The following is a 15,643-nucleotide window of genomic DNA, read 5'->3' as shown; positions in this document are numbered from 1 at the left end:
CGGAGGCAGCAGAAGAATGAAACGCAGCGGGAGGAACGCATGTTGCAGAAGAAGAACGACAGGACCGGTTATGAGCCCGGCGTCCTACTGAAGGGCGTCAGCAAATATTTCGGGCATGCGGACGCGCCTGTTGTCGCCTTGGAAAAACTCGACCTGACGATTGGTGACGGGGAGTTCGTTGCAATTGTCGGTCCGTCGGGGTGCGGCAAGTCAACGATGATGCGGCTGATCTCGCGACTTTCTCACACCAGCACAGGCGAGATTTCCGTTTTCGGCGACGTATCCAACGAGCCGCCGCCTGGAATGAGTATCGTTTTTCAGAATCATGTGCTCCTCGCCTGGCGGACGATTATCGATAACGTGCTGTTCCCTGCCGAAATGACCGGGCGAAACCGCGAGGAGTTGCGGCCGCACGCGCTTGTGCTTCTCGAATCCGTCGGTTTGAAGGATTTCGCCGACAGGTATCCGCACGAACTTTCAGGCGGCATGAAGCAGCGCGCATCAATTGCCCGCGCTCTGTTGCTTCAGCCGCGATTGCTGTTGATGGATGAGCCTTTCGGTGCGCTGGACGCGCTGACGCGCGAACAGATGCGTATCGATTTGGAGGCGCTGTGGCTGAAGAACCGGATGACGGTTGTCTTCATCACCCATTCCATCGACGAAGCAGTTCTTCTTGCGGACCGCGTCATTGTCATGACCCCAAGGCCCGGACGGATCGAAAGGATATTGGAGATTGACATGCCTCGGCCGCGTGGTCTGGCGGCACGTCGAGAACCGGAATTCATCGAAAAATCCGAGGAAATTACCGAAATTTTTCTGTCTCGCGGAATTTTGCAACGGCATGCCTGAAAAGATGGGGCCATTTGTCCAGCTGTTAAGCGGTGCCAGAAGGGCCCTATATCCTCTTAATGATGCGTTGCCCTTTGCTGAAAATTGGTGACGCAGATGCGACCGGAGAATGAAATGGACAGGACGACCAATGTGCCAAGCGGCGGCGTCGAGCGGACGATCGCCATGCTGGAGCTCCTCGCCTTGGCCGAGGAGCCGCTCAAGCTATCCGATGTCGCTCATCAGCTCGACATACCGAAAAGTGCATGTCACCGCATCCTGACCTCGCTTATTGACAATGGCTGGGCTTGGCAGAGCCCTGAGAGCGATTGTTACGCGCTGACCATGCGTATGGCGCTGGTGGGACAGAAGCAGTTGGCGCGGCTACAGGTCTCGGATTTGCGCCAGCCGATCCTCAATGCGCTCGCCGAACGCACCCGCGAACTCGTTCGTTTGACGGCTGTGCAGAATAATAGACTTGTCTGGGTCGGCTCCGCCCGCGGTCGCCGCTCAGGCCTGGTGTTTGAACCCGATATGAGCGCCAGCATCGTACCCTATGCGACGGCGAACGGTAAAATATGGCTGGCGAGCCTGGAGCGGGAGAGGGCGCTCAGGATCGCCCTCGAAGCTGGATTGGGCCAGCCTGGCCATCAGGCCGCCAACGCCATCACCACAATCGAGGCGCTCAACAGGGAACTCGACGCCGTTGCAGGTCTCGGTTACGGCCGTGCAGTTGGCGAGGCCGAGGAGGGAGTGGGAGCAATTGCTGTCGCCATCCGCCAAGGGAATGAGGTTGTCGGCACCATGAGCGTGGCGGCGCCGTTAACTCGTCTTACGGATGAGCGTGTGGCGGAGATATTGCCGCTTCTGGCAAGGGCTGCGAGTGACATGGAAATCGCCTGGTAGCTAATCTGGCTATTTTGGGGCTCAAGCTTAAGATAGCCGAAAAGCAAATTCGGGCGGCAGAGCCGCCCGATTTCATTTTGGTGTCAAGCGACGTCGGCGTCGAACTGGATGCTGTGGAGCCGCTTGTAAAGACCGTCATTCGCCAACAATTCACGCCGGCTGCCCTGTTCGACCACTTCACCATTGTCCATGACGACAATCTTGTCGGCGCGGTTGATGGTGGAAAGGCGGTGGGCGATGACGATGGATGTTTTGTTGAGCGTCAGACGCTCCAGCGCATCGCGCACGAGGGATTCGGATTCGGAATCCAGCGCACTCGTCGCTTCATCGAGGATCAGAATATCCGCGTCTCGAAGCATTGCGCGAGCAATGGCCACGCGCTGGCGCTGACCGCCCGACAGACCCGAGCCGTTCTCACCGAGCCTGGTATCGTATCCGTCCTGCATCTTCATGATGAAATCATGCGCATTTGCGGCCTTGGCTGCAGCGATGATCTCTTCCTCTGTCGCATTGTCGCGACCGACGGAGATGTTGTGCTTGACCGTTCCGGAGAACAGGAAGGTTTCCTGGCCTACATAAGAAACGTGTTCACGCAGGCTGGCAAAGGAAACATCGCGCAGATCCGTGCCGTTGATTTCAACAGAGCCGTTCTGTGGGTCGTAAAGACGCATCATGAGGTTGATGATAGTCGACTTGCCACTGCCAGAGGGGCCGACCAGCGCCGTCATTTTGCCGCCTTCGAAAAGGACGCTGACGTCCCTGAGAACCGGCTGACCGGACACGTACTCGAAGCTGACGTTCTTGAGTTCGACATCGCCGCTTGCCTTCGGGAGCGCTACTGCGTCTTTCTTTTCCGTTAGTGTTAGCGGCGCATCCAGCACCTCGAACATCATACGCACGCCGATCATCCCGCCTTCGATCTGTACGCGCATTCTAGCAAGTCGCTTAGCCGGTTCGTAGGCTAGGAGAAGAGCGGTAATGAATGCCATCAGATCGCCGGGGGAGCCGCCTTTTTCGAGCACGGTGTATCCAGAGACAGCAATTACCACTGCGATGGCAAGGCCAGACAGGGTTTCCATGATCGGGCTCGTAGCTGCCTCGAGCTTGGCAATCCCATTGGCACGGTGCTCAACATCTGACACCGCCTTGTTCATGCGCTGGCGCATCAGTTTCTCGAGCGAAAATGCCTTGATGACGCGAACGCCAATACTCGTTTCCTGAACGACATTGACAATTTCACCCAGCGAGGCGAGTTCGGCCTCCATGATCTTGCGAACACGACGCAGGACGAGACGAACGCTGAAGATCGCCAACGGACCAATAATCATGGAAATCGCACTCAGAAGGAAATTCTGGGCGAACATCACGATGATCAGTCCCAGGAGCGAAAAAAGGTCCCGGACAAAAGAGGTGACGATCGTGTCTATGACGCTGCGGGCAGCTTGCGCGTTGTAGGTTACACGCACTAGCAGTTCGGAAGACGGCAGGTTCTGAAAAAAGGACACTCCTTGTTTCAACAGCCGATCATAAATCTTACGTTGCTGCTCGGCAACGATGCTGTTGCCAGCCTTGCTTAGATAATAGCTCTGCACAAAGGTGGCCAGGCCCTTCACTATGAAAATGGCTGCCACTGCAAACGCAATCTCGAGAACTACATCGAAACCCTGCTTTAAATAAACGCTGTTGACGATATCACGCATTATCCATGCGCTGAGAGAAGTCATGCCAGCGACAACGAGCATCGCAGCAATTGCCGCAGAATACCAGCCAACGTGTTTTTTGAAATTTTCCTTAAACAGCCGCGTTAGCAGCTTTTTGTCGTCTGGCGACAAAAATGATCCGATCACTGCAATATCCTTGCGAGTTCAAGATAAATAGCGTTGCATAGCAAGATTTGCTCACCGTCCTATGGCAAAGTTAATCATTTTGTCACATAGTCAGTGTGTCACTCGAATTCACCTCGTTAGGCCATCAATCCGCGCCGCGCGGCGATGTGCAGATCGCGAGTGCGAAAAGTAATCCGGAAAACTGCCTCTGCTAGGATTAATAGCTCCAACTCGATGACGTACATTGGTCGCTAGCAGATAGTCTCCCTCATTCTGTCTGTCAATATGTCAGGGGTCGACTGGCAGGCAGTGAATGGGTGAAGCTGATCTTCCCCTGTTTCGTCCTCAAGTCTTCCTCCATAGTGATATAGAAATTCCGGTTGAGCCAATTCACTACTTCACAACGAAAGCCCAAGTTGCGCGTCCTAGATGCCGTAGTGGACCGGCACCTCATGAGTAGCCAGTTGGGTGGCTGTGGCTAAGAATGATGATGTTTTGAACGAGGTCCGAGCGATCGTCCTCAGGCATCACGAGAGGAGCAGCCATGGAATAGTGTGCAGGAATCGACGTCTCGCTGAAAGAGAGCAACGTCTGGGTGGTGGACACGACAGGCAAGCTGGTTCGCGAGGTTAAGGTGGGCAGGGAGCCAGAATGGCTGGTTGGGTATTTTGCTCAACTGGATATTCGGGTAGAGCGCATCGGCCTTGAAGCGGGCCCGTTGTCCCGATGGCTGCATACAGCTCTTGTTGCTGCGGGTCATGATATGGTTTTGTTGGAGAACCGGCAGGTGAAGGCGGCGTTCTCAGTGATGACGGTGAAGACCGACGGCAGAGGCGCATGAGGGATAGCGCAACTCCTTCGAACGGGGTGGTATTGTCCGGTCCTCGCAGAATCGGCAGTGGCCCAAGAAACTCGAGCCCTTCTTGTTGGTCGCAAGCTTCTGCAATCCAAGCTACTCGACGTCGAGCTCAGCATCTGAGGTATCCCGCGTGGCTATGAAGGCGAGGTGAGCTGTCGCGTTTCGGGGCGCGCAATTCGCAAAAACTTTCTCGGGTAAAAGAAGTGCCAGAATAGTCTTGAAATCGGATGCCAGAGGCGGAAAAGACGCTGGCGTGAAATTCAACTAGTTCCCCATTGCTACGGCCGGGCCATAAGACTAGAAAGCCACACTCATTGACGCTGCGGAATGTACAAAACACACAAAGGAAATGCTGTGGAGCGGGAAATAATAAAGACGCTGTCATGTGGAGTGCAGCGCGTTGAGGCCATAATTTTCCTCATTATTTTGTCCCCATTGGCAAATTCTTGGCAACGCATTAGTCCCAGTTGGGACGACACGTTTTTTCTGCATAACGGGATATGTCTGGCGAGATCTTTTTGGAATGCCAATCTTCAAGGGATGGAAGGCTGCATGGGGCAGATTGCCAAATCTCCTATCATGGCGATGCTGTTGATACCTGCCGGACCAAGTGAATTGCGGTTAGAAAGTTTGAGCGTTGCGCCATTCATGTTATCGTTGGCCATAGCCACTATGATATTGGTTCTGCATTATTTTCTTCGACTTGCAAAGGTCCCTTACATAGCCATTCTCTTGGCTGCTTGTTTCGCGATTACCACTCCGTCTATGTGGTCAAGCGGAGCTCCTTTTATGGTTGATGGGCTCCTGGCTATCGTTGTAGCCTGTAGTATCGCGTTTGTTTTCGTTGAGTATGAGAATTCGACATTGTCGCCTACTGAATCGGTGAAGCGCGGCATGATTTGGGCTCTTCTGATTACGATAGGCATGCTTTCCAAAACGACCTATGCCGTCATTGCAATACTAATAGCGCCGATAGCAATATGGATGTCGATTTTGCGCAGCGGTATTAATATGACGCTTATGAAATTGCTTTCCCTTCTCGTTTTCTTAATTCCGTTAGCGATCATTCTCATTCGTTACGGTGACATTTACCTGGCTCATGCTAAAAATTCGTCGTTCGGCCCGCTTTCGTCTTTTTATAACGATGGACTATCCCCGTTCAGATTTATACTGGACAGCTGCGCTCAAAATTGGAGTTTATGGGTCGGGATTTTGCTTCTCGTGGTATTTGCCGTAGCGCGCGGATTAGAGCGCGAACGAGCTATCGCAGGTCTCTTAGTTGCGTTGGTGATTTTGGTCTACTTTGTCATCTCATCGACAAGCCCGAACAAGGATCCCCGTTTCTTTTGGCTCGTTTGGCTAACCTTGCCCTTTTGTGCTGCTTGTTCGATCGCACCGCAGCGGAACGGTTCGTTGTCTATTGGTCCTTCGCCGACGATGAAATTCTTATGCGCTTTGCTCATTGCTGTCCCCGCAGTGGGGCGTCTCGATCTTGAAAAATTCCGGACAAGTGTGGCTGCCATTGCAACCTTGCCTGCACATGCAAATGCGACACTATACGTTGCAACTGACAGTGCCCACTTCAACATCGAGACGTTGTTGCTAGCTCAGCAGTTGGAATGGAGGCAATATTCCCAGTTGCAAATCAGAACAGTTGTTTATGACGTTGTTTCCGAAAAATCGCCGCAGAAGTCCCTCGAGAGGTTGGCAAGTGCCGATTATGTACTAGGTCAGTTTCCAGTCCCCGGTGATGCGCCAGATTGGGCCAACAGGTATGCGTCCGTTTTCGAGCAGAGCTTGAGGATTTCCGACAAAGTGACTAAGGAACTCCCGGCTGATCCGTCTATCCACATTTTTTCCAAGCGAGGGCCTTGAGATACGTCGCAGTTTTGCGTTTAGGCGTTCCGAAGAGGAAGGATAGGCCAATCCGCTAATCTTGGTTGCATAACTCTAATAGCGTCCGTCCCCAGTTCGGGTTCAGCGGCAGCTTCTTGTTGCAGGGGAGGGCCTTTTTCGTTAGAGGGTGACGGACTTTTGGAAACAGATAACCTGCGGATTTGATTTACGATGAAGATTGGCACGCGTGATCCAGCGATACCGCTGAATGTGAATGTTATGGACAGCGAGGAGATTCTTGCGGCCAAAGCCGTTCTGGACTCCGGCTTTTTTACGATGGGGAAGAAATGCGCCGAATTTGAGTCTGAATTCGCGCGTTATGTTGGCTCCAAACATGCGCTTATGGTCAATTCCGGCTCTTCCGCAAATTTGATCGCGACGTTTGCCCTTGCAAACAAATTGCTTAATGATCCAAAGGGGCGTCGTCGCATTGAACCGGGCAGCGAGGTCATTGTTCCCGCGCTAACATGGTCCACCACGGTCTGGCCATTTGTCCAGGCGGGGGCCGTTCCTGTATTCGTTGACTGCGATCCCGCGACGCTTCAGGTTCATCCGGCAGCCATTGAGGCAGCAATTACGGATAAAACACGGGCAATCGCAATTGTTCACGTGCTTGGCGGTGCGGTTGATGCAAGTGCGGTGCGCGAGATCGCGGATCGCCGCAATATATGGCTCATTGAAGATACCTGTGAGTCGCTGGGCGTGCGCTGGGACGGTAAGCAGGTCGGCTCATTTGGCGATATCGGAACCTACAGCTTTTACTTTGCTCATCATATCACAACCATTGAAGGTGGTATGGTGGTAACCGATGACGATGATCTTGCGGATCTTTTGACGGCGGTCCGATCGCATGGCTGGACGCGGCATATGCGCAATCCGAATAAATATCTTGAAGCCAATCCCCATATTGATCCCCGTTTTCATTTTGTTACGACCGGATTTAATGTACGTCCGACCGAAATCAATGGCGCGATTGGCCTTGTTCAATTGGGCAAGCTTGACCGCTTTAATGAACGTCGGCGCGAGATCGGGGCGGCTCTCGACACTGCCCTGAAGCCATTGTGTGAGTCGGGCAAGCTTGTAACGATGAGTTTCAGCGAGCGTTGTGATGCCGCGCCTTTTGGTTACCCTGTTCTCTGCGAGAGCACGGAGACACGCAATGCGCTACTAGCACATCTCGAAGAGCAGGGTATTGAAACGCGACCGATCATCTGTGGCAATCTCGCCCGCCAACCGGCTATGAATGTTGTAGATCATGTGGTACCGGCACCACTTGATGGTGCAAATCGTGTGATGGATACGGGGCTTTATTGGGGCACGCATCCGCTGATGACCACCAACGACATAACATACATAACCAAAGCTGTGATGGATTATTTCAAATGAAGCGTGCGTTGATTAGCGGGATAACTGGGCAAGACGGGTCTTATCTGGCGGAATTTCTCCTGAATAAAGGCTACGAAGTGCATGGCATCATTCGACGCTCATCATCCTTCAATAGCGGCCGTATCATTCATCTTTTCAAAGACATTCATGAGAGTGACGCGCGTCTTAAACTCCATTATGGAGATTTAACCGATAGTAGCCGGCTAGAAAAGCTTATCGAAATCATTGAGCCGCATGAGGTCTACAATCTGGGGGCCCAGAGTCATGTGCGCGTATCCTTCGATGAGCCGGTTTACACCTCGGATGCAGTTGGGCTTGGCACGCTGAGGATGTTGGAAGCTATTCGGAATGTTGGCGCGGTTCAAACGGTGCGATTTTATCAGGCTTCATCATCGGAGATGTACGGCCTGGTTCAGGCGGTTCCGCAGAGCGAAACGACACCATTTCATCCGCGTTCGCCCTATGCTTGCGCGAAGGTCTATGCTCATTGGCAGGTGGTCAATTACCGTGAGGCTTACGATCTACACGCTTCGAACGGGATTCTTTTCAATCACGAAAGCCCGCGTCGTGGTGAAACATTTGTGACACGCAAGATCACGCGAGGCTTGGCAAGAATTTTGTCTGGCAAGGACAAAAAACTCTATATGGGCAATCTCGACGCAAAGCGTGATTGGGGCTTTGCTGGCGACTACGTTGAGGCAATGTGGCTAATGTTACAGCAGGATAATGCTGACGATTACGTAATAGCTACCGGCCAAACTTGGACTGTGAAAGATTTTCTGGACCGCGCTTTCAAGCTCGTTGATCTTGATTGGCGCGATTTCGTAGAATTTGACTCGCGCTATCTGCGCCCGTCCGAAGTCGATCTACTTATCGGTGACGCCTCCAAAGCAAAGGCGAAGCTTGGGTGGGAGCCAAGGACTTCCTTCGACGAACTTGTTCGCATGATGGTATTCGCTGACCTTGAGTTGGAAAATCAAGCTCATCGGATGGCCGCCTAATGTATCGTAGCCCGCTTACCGCCGAGGACTTTCATCCAGAGACACGGTCGTTTTTCAAGGGGCGACGCGTCGCGTTGTTTGGCGGTTCGGGCTTCATTGGTAGTCACGTCGTTGAACATCTGATTGCGCTGGGTGCGTCGCCAATTGTTCTAAGCCGACAGGCTCAGCCGACCTTTCTTCAGGCCGCCGGCGCCGACGTTGAGATCATTCAAGGCGATATCAGCGATTATTCCTGTACCGTTTTAGTTGCAAAAAAGGCGTCTGTCGTTCTAAATCTTGCGGCGGCTGTTGCGGGCATCGAATGGAACGCGGCGCACCCGGCGTCCATGTTCATGACCAATATGGAACTCTTCTTCAATGTCATACGCGCTTCTGCAGAAGCAGGTGTTGACCGTTTCCTAGCGACTAGCTCAGCGTGCGTTTATCCACGGCATTGCTCGGTACCAACGCCGGAAAGTGAAGGTTTTTTGGATCAACCCGAACCGACTAATTCAGGCTATGGCTGGGCGAAGCGTATGGAAGAATTTGTAGGGCAATCGGCAATAGTCGAATACGGTCTTTCCGTTGCTATCGCTCGTCCTTACAACGCCTATGGGCCTCGCGACGATTTTGACCTGAAAACATCCCACGTTCTTCCGGCACTCATTCGCAAGGCAATTGAGAGCCCTGATGGAAGGTTTAAGGTTTGGGGAGACGGTTCTCATTCTCGTAGTTTCCTCTATGTTGACGACTTCGCCCGTGGTCTGCTTGAGGTGGCCGCGCGTGCGCCTGATGGGGTTGCAATTAATATTGGGTCTTCGAAGGAAACCACAGTATTAGAAGCGGCGAGCCTTATAGCAAATGTTGTAAGTGAAATTCGGCAGACGGAAATTGTGCCAGTTTTCGATCCTCAGGGATTAACCGGTCAGCCACGTCGCGCCAGCGACACTCGTCTAGCAGAGGAATTGATAGGTTACAGATCGCGTGTGAGCTTTGAAGACGGCATTCGTAAAACGATAGAGTGGTATCTGGCATGAAGATTACGTTGTGCATTCTTACCCGAAATGAACGAGAATGTGTGGAGGTGATCTACCCGCGGCTGCCAGCGCCAGGGCCCGAGTCCGGTTTCGATGAGGTTGTCGTTATTGACGGTGGTTCCACGGATGGGACAGTCGAATATTTTATCGAGCGTGGGGTGAACGTTCTTGGCCAGAGTAAGCGAGGCAGGGGGGAAGCCTTTCTTATTGCGTTCGAACGGCTAGATACAGATGCTTTTTTGTTCTTTTCTCCGGATGGTAACGAAGATGTCGATGATTTGGCTAGATTTCGGCCGCTGCTTGAAAGTGGCGCTGATCTAGTAATTGCGTCACGAATGATGAAGGGCGCGGTAAATGAAGAGGACGTCAATTTCCTCAAGCCCAGAAAGTGGGCTAACAATGTATTTAACATCCTGGCCAATATTGCATTCCGCAGGCAAGGGAAGTTCGTAACTGATTCCATCAACGGCTATCGAGCGATTACTGCTTCTGCGGCAAGTCGCTTGGCGTTGGACGCATCCGACTATACAATCGAATATCAGATGACAATGAGGTCATTTAAAAGCCGTCTTAAGATCGCTGAGTTTCCAACCATTGAGCATCAGCGAGTGGCTGGCGGCACACAGGCGCATAGTATCCCTACTGGGCTCCGCTTTATCAAGGCGTTTTGGCGAGAACTGTTTATAAGAGCGACTGCGTCATGACTGGTTCTAGGAGTGGGATCATAGGAGAAAATCGCTCGCGCGTTTTACTGCCACTGCCGGCTGCGCTCAAAACCGTGGTGTCCGTCTCGATTTTGGTGGTGCTCTATTTGAAGTTCAGTTCACAGCTGCCAGCTATCACATCCGTGGATGTCGCCGCGATCGTTTGCGCCTCGGCGGTCTTGCTTCTTCAACCGGTGTTGATCGGCATCCGCTGGCGTCATGTGCTGATTGCATACAACATGCGCCCGCCAACTGGTGGGTTGATTAATATCACTTGGGTATCCGTATTCGCGAACCAGTTTCTGCCCGCCGGTGTAGGTGGCGATGCCATTCGAATATTTTATGCACAGCGTAGTGGCGTACCCATCAATGTCTCGATCGCCAGCGTTGTTGTGGATCGTTTGGTCGCGCTCGTTGCGCTCACCATCCTTTTGGTTGGCTCCGTCTTTTATATAAATGGCCTAGTTGACAGATATATAACTATCTCGCTTGCCTTGGCGCTTTCGTCGGGTCTTGTCATCGTCTACCTGCTTGCTCGCCGGCTTGAGCAGCCGCTTCCGCAAAAATTTAGCGAGCGGCCGCTCATGGTGAAAATCGCGACTGGCCTGCGTTTCATGCTTACTATACTCAACAGCCGGACTAATTGCCTTATTGTGCTTGTTAATGCTGTAGGTGTTCATCTCCTTTCGGTTTTGGCCTTCGTCATCGTAGCGCGCGCGATTGTTATAGATCAATCGACCTTCACCATAGTCACTGTGGCGCTTGCTCTTACCTTCGTTCAAATGATACCAGTCTCAATTGGTGGATGGGGCCTGCGTGAGATGGCGTCAGTTGGACTTTTTTCGGCTTATGGCGTCGATGGCGGGCATGCAGCGCTTGCTTCGATTTTGCTAGGGGTAGCGTATCTCATAGCGAGTCTTCCAGGTGCGGTTCTATGGCTTTTTACATCTAAGAATGAAGATACAGCCAAAGCATCAAATGGCTGAGAGCCATCTCGTTCTCAAAAACGGCGGGAATCTGTTCTATAGAGACGATGCAAAGATGTTACGATTATAGTCGTGGGAAAACTTGAGTTGGACGGTGTGACTTCTATTCTGGAGAGCTTTGTAAGTGCGACGTACTTTTTAGTTGCTGCATAAGTTCGCCGTCGGAACTGCGTAGGACTAAAATCGTATGGACTAGATATTAGGTTTCCTGAGGGCTAAAATTTGGAAATGAACGATATGGAATTCGGGGAAGGCTTATACATAGACCGGCTCGTCGTTGAAGTTAATCAAGTGCAGCGCAGCTTGTTTATCCGGCGAGGGACAACGGACTCTCAGATCGTTGGCCAGATTTTTGTGGACAACGCATTTAGTCTTTCCGGCCTGCCCTGTGAAGGTAAATTACTGTCGAAGTTAAGCGATATACGCCAATCAGGGAAGAGGCCGCTAATAGTAGACGCGGGTGCAAATATTGGACTTTCCGCAATTAGCTTCGTGGCACAGGTGCCTGATTCATTGGTTGTTGCGATTGAACCAGAACTGGGCAATTTTCGAATTCTGGTCGCCAACACGGAAGGTTTACCGATTCTGCCCCTCCCTTTCGCGCTCGGCGGCCGTTTTGGCTTAGTGGAGGTTACGAATCCATCTGAAGGTGAATGGGGCTATCGCACACACGCATTGGATAAAGAGCAGGCCGGCGTCGACGCAATCCCTTCAATAACAGTGGGGGATATCTTGAACGAATTTTCCGGCGCTTTTACACCCTTCATTGTCAAGCTTGATATTGAGGGTGCGGAGAAAGATGTCTTCAGCTATGACACTGGCTGGATTGACAAGGTGCCGCTTATAATCGTCGAGCCGCACGATTGGATGTTGCCTGGGGAGCTTTCATTTGCCCCTTTTCTTCGAGCGATTGCATTTTCCAACAGAGATTTCGTGATCCGCGGTGAGAATATTTTCTCCACTTGTTTGATGACTTAGTTCTTCGCGGTGGAGATGGAGAGAGATTTATGGAAAATTCGAGAGAAAACAGAGTTACTGATAAATATAAAGATCTATTACTTGTTGCCGCCGAAAGAATAAATGCCCATTCTGGTCAACTTGGCAACAAAGACTTTGATATTCAGTATCGGTTGTTAGAGTATACTGAGGCTGAAAATAGTCGTAAAATTCAAGATCTTAAGAAGAAAATCGACGATCAGAACTCAGAAATAAATAGTCTAACCATCAAAATTGCGTCGCTGAGGGCAGATAACCATATTCTGAGTGAGCTGCACCGTCTGAGTCAAATATTGGCTCGCCGGGCCGGTAGATTTCCCTTCTCAATTTATTTCCGTGTTAAAAAAAAATATAGACGTATACTCAGGTCTATTCGAAACTCCTCGGTTTCAGGTTCCAGTCTTAATGGGTACAGCGGCGCGTCGGCTTACGACCTCGCGACGCAGGACATATGTCAGCGATTTGGATCTTCGGAGCTGGATTTTTCCATAAAGCCCCTTCATATACTTGCTGGCAGCGAAGCTGTCGTGCGCAATGTTCTCGAACGGGCACCCGTACGGGCGAGTATTCCGACCAATGTTGCGCCAACCTTCAGCATAGTCACTCCCTTTTTCAAGCATGATGTTTTCTTTCGTAAATGCGTAGAAAGCGTCTCCGCGCTCTTTCGTTTTGAGGCGGCCAAAAACGTTGCTGACCTTCCTGAATGGGTAGTCGTGAACGATGATCCGAGTTTTTCGAAAGAAGATCTGTTAAGTTTTATTCCCGATGACCTGCGCCGGCATGTGCAGATAATTTCGGATGGCGAAAATATAGGCATTGCAGCTGCTTTGAATAAAGGGATTCGTTCGGCACGAAACGCCTGGGTGATGTTGCTCGATTGCGACGATATGATTGAAGCGAACGCGGTCGATGTGGTAACTCAAGCCATAAAGGCAAATCCCGGAGTTCGATATTTCAGTTCGGCTATGATCGACATCGACGATGCCGGGACAGAACTGCGTCGTAGAAAACAGGATAACGCGCCTACGGAAATTTTCAGTGCGGGAATGGTGATGGGTCACCTTGTCGCTTTCTCAGTCGACATGTTTGAAGAATATGGCGGATTCGATGAGAGTTTCTCCGGAGTTCAGGATTACGATCTTGCTTTAAGGGTTTCAGCTAAAGAAAAATTGGGGCGCATTTCAGATCACCTTTATAGATATCGATGGCATGGCGGATCTGTTTCCGTTAGCCGTCGACAGCGTCAGGCACGTCTGACAGATAAAGTGCGCATGGAATTTTTCCGCAATGAATTTAAAATCGAGCGCCCGTGTGCGTTCTCAAAAACAAAACTGAGAGAAACGCCGACCGCCCTGTGCATTATTCGCACACAGGGGAAACGCATGGAACTTTTGGCCTCGGCGGTCGAGTCGGTACGAGATCAATCTATCGCAATGACGCCTTGCATCGTTGTTCACGGGAGCGTTGCTGCCCGCGATTTTGTAGCGAGAAATCTGCCCGCTAATTTTTTCCAGGGTGCGGACAATTCACCCGTAGTTCTTTCGGCGCCTGACCTAGGCAGGCGTCGGGGTTATCCCTGTAATGTTGGTCTGCAATATCTTAAAGACCACGCCGACGCATATGATTTTCTTTGCTTTCTCGACGACGACGATCATTTACTTCCGCGGTTTGGTGAACAACTGTCGGACGCAGTGAGAATGAACGATGCTGATTTCGCCTATGGTATGACAAACGCTTTGCCACAGCTCGGTGCGCCATTTATCCAGCACAATCTCTTGCCAGCAACTGCACTTCTTGTTGGCAACTTTATACCCATACATAGCTATCTCCTGCGGACTGAATTGGTGTTGGGATCGAACCTCAGTTTTGACGAAGATCTCGATTACCTTGAGGATTGGGACTTCTTGGTGCAGATTGTTGGGGCTGGAGGGAAAGGTGTCCCTCTGTTTGAGGTCGTTTCGGAGTACAGGCTGTTAGGAGATGGCAATACCACCCAAAGGAATGATCCCGCTCATTTTGAAGAATGTACGAACAAAGTGGTTTTACGTGGAAAGTCCCAAGCAAAAAAAATTGGAGCTTCGCAGTTTTGGGCGGAAGTCTTAGACTTCCCCACAGACAGACGCAAAGCGCTGAATGTTCACGAGATTGCCCATCTTGACGCGACACGAAATCTCTTCCGGCCCTTGGAGATAAAATGAACGATCGCTTTCCCGGCATTAGCGTCCTGCTGCCAGTGTTTATGAGGGATGTATCAGTAGAAAGTATCGGTTTGCTGAAGGTCGCAATTCAATCAATTGCTGATCAGGAGTATGCTGGTCCGCTGGAGATACTGCTGATTGATGATGGTAGCCCTGTAGCCGTTGAAAATTTCAAGGATGAAGTCGGTTCTGCCGCAAACTTGGTGCGTTGGATCCGATTGCCGCACAATCGTGGTATTGTTTTCGCTCTTAATCACGGGATAAAGCATGCTCGATATGAGTTCATTGGTCGAATGGACGCAGACGATTGCTGGCTACCCGGCAAGCTGCGAGACCAAATGAAGCTATTTGCCGAAGATAGCGATCTCTCGATAGTCGCTACAGGTATGAGTCGCGTTGATGCCACGGGCGGCTTCATCGACAATCACATTCGTCCAGGCGACTGGAAGGGCATATTGAGTTTTTTTGTGGAAGGCGGCTGCCCGTTTCCCCACGGCAGCGTCGTAGCGCGACGAGAGATTTATCAGTTGCTGGGAGGATATTCTCACGCGGCAGATGTACAGCATTGTGAAGATTACGCTCTATGGGGTACATGGCTACGTTTTTTCAAGCCTGCAATGGTTGAGAAGCCTCTTTACCAGTATCGCGTGAGTGGAAGTTCAGTGTCATCACAGCACGAGTCCGCACAACTGACGGCATCCCGTTTGGTCCGGCAGAGATTTGCGTCACTTCAACTGACAAACGATTTACCTCAGGCGCTGCAGATGTTTGCGAATGCACTAGACTCCTCTCTGATAGAGGCAGGCAAAATCGCATATGCAATGTGGCAGTATGGCGCGTGCGTTGCGCTGCCAGATTCAGCGCGCGAACCTCTTAGTGTCATTCTACCTGACCGGTTGATTAGTAGTTGTGAAGCAGCTTTGAGTTGGCGATCTATCATAGGCTTATCTCCCACTGGAAATGAAGGGAAATTGGTTGGCTTGGCAGCGCGGCCCTATTAGGGGTTGGTATGGCGATACGTTTTCTGCGACTTGGGGCGGC

At 51.3% G+C, this 15,643-nt stretch carries 12 protein-coding genes and 1 pseudogene; 12 read left to right on the top strand and 1 reads right to left on the bottom strand.

Going from position 1 to position 15,643, the window contains the following annotated elements; translation table 11 throughout:
• Positions 1–39: 39 nt before the first annotated feature.
• Together BS627_RS12090 and BS627_RS12085 are read left to right on the top strand one after the other, a co-directional pair.
• The gene (locus BS627_RS12090) at positions 40–849 is read left to right on the top strand and encodes an ABC transporter ATP-binding protein (protein ID WP_077983495.1); all 810 of its coding nucleotides are present in this window, start codon (positions 40–42) and stop codon (positions 847–849) included.
• Positions 850–963: 114 nt separating this feature from the next.
• Positions 964–1,734: an IclR family transcriptional regulator gene (locus BS627_RS12085; protein WP_077983479.1), complete on the top strand. Its 771-nt coding sequence runs from the start codon at positions 964–966 to the stop codon at positions 1,732–1,734.
• Between the two features lie 83 nt (positions 1,735–1,817).
• On the opposite strand, the gene BS627_RS12080 is transcribed toward BS627_RS12085, so the two are convergent.
• Positions 1,818–3,581, bottom strand: a complete 1,764-nt coding sequence (locus tag BS627_RS12080; protein WP_077983478.1) for an ABC transporter ATP-binding protein — start codon at positions 3,579–3,581, stop codon at positions 1,818–1,820.
• A 541-nt stretch (positions 3,582–4,122) separates the two neighbouring features.
• On the opposite strand from BS627_RS12080, the pseudogene BS627_RS25065 reads away from it, so the two are divergent.
• The 10 genes and pseudogenes from BS627_RS25065 to BS627_RS12030 all read left to right on the top strand — a co-directional run.
• A pseudogene (locus BS627_RS25065) lies at positions 4,123–4,536 on the top strand (transposase); the annotation flags it as partial.
• A 435-nt stretch (positions 4,537–4,971) separates the two neighbouring features.
• Complete coding sequence (locus tag BS627_RS12070) at positions 4,972–6,294, top strand: hypothetical protein (RefSeq protein ID WP_131829417.1); 1,323 nt, start codon at positions 4,972–4,974, stop codon at positions 6,292–6,294.
• 192 nt (positions 6,295–6,486) lie between these two features.
• A complete protein-coding gene (locus tag BS627_RS12065) occupies positions 6,487–7,701 on the top strand; it encodes a DegT/DnrJ/EryC1/StrS family aminotransferase (protein WP_077983475.1) in 1,215 nt (404 codons plus the stop codon).
• Entirely contained in the window at positions 7,698–8,702 is a 1,005-nt protein-coding gene (gmd, locus tag BS627_RS12060) for a GDP-mannose 4,6-dehydratase (protein WP_077983474.1), read from the top strand. The genes BS627_RS12065 and gmd overlap by 4 nt, the downstream gene beginning before the upstream one ends.
• The gene (locus tag BS627_RS12055) at positions 8,702–9,718 is read left to right on the top strand and encodes an NAD-dependent epimerase/dehydratase family protein (protein ID WP_077983473.1); all 1,017 of its coding nucleotides are present in this window, start codon (positions 8,702–8,704) and stop codon (positions 9,716–9,718) included. The genes gmd and BS627_RS12055 overlap by 1 nt, the downstream gene beginning before the upstream one ends.
• The gene (locus BS627_RS12050; protein WP_077983472.1) at positions 9,715–10,422 is read left to right on the top strand and encodes a glycosyltransferase family 2 protein; all 708 of its coding nucleotides are present in this window, start codon (positions 9,715–9,717) and stop codon (positions 10,420–10,422) included. The genes BS627_RS12055 and BS627_RS12050 overlap by 4 nt, the downstream gene beginning before the upstream one ends.
• Positions 10,419–11,408 (top strand): lysylphosphatidylglycerol synthase transmembrane domain-containing protein, encoded by a 990-nt coding sequence (locus tag BS627_RS12045; RefSeq protein WP_077983471.1) that lies wholly within the window; start codon positions 10,419–10,421, stop codon positions 11,406–11,408. Before BS627_RS12050 ends, BS627_RS12045 begins: the two co-directional genes overlap by 4 nt.
• A gap of 228 nt (positions 11,409–11,636) precedes the next feature.
• Positions 11,637–12,386, top strand: a complete 750-nt coding sequence (locus BS627_RS12040) for an FkbM family methyltransferase (RefSeq protein WP_077983470.1) — start codon at positions 11,637–11,639, stop codon at positions 12,384–12,386.
• Between the two features lie 29 nt (positions 12,387–12,415).
• Positions 12,416–14,602, top strand: coding sequence for a glycosyltransferase (locus BS627_RS12035; RefSeq protein WP_077983469.1), 2,187 nt, complete (start codon positions 12,416–12,418; stop codon positions 14,600–14,602).
• Positions 14,599–15,603: a glycosyltransferase gene (locus tag BS627_RS12030; RefSeq protein ID WP_077983468.1), complete on the top strand. Its 1,005-nt coding sequence runs from the start codon at positions 14,599–14,601 to the stop codon at positions 15,601–15,603. The genes BS627_RS12035 and BS627_RS12030 overlap by 4 nt, the downstream gene beginning before the upstream one ends.
• Positions 15,604–15,643 lie beyond the last annotated feature (40 nt).

Origin of the sequence: Agrobacterium salinitolerans (assembly GCF_002008225.1) — a bacterium.
Taxonomy (GTDB): Bacteria; Pseudomonadota; Alphaproteobacteria; order Rhizobiales; family Rhizobiaceae; genus Agrobacterium; species Agrobacterium salinitolerans.
The sequence above is the reverse complement of the archived record's forward strand: the minus strand, read 5'-3'. Positions and strand labels throughout refer to the sequence as shown.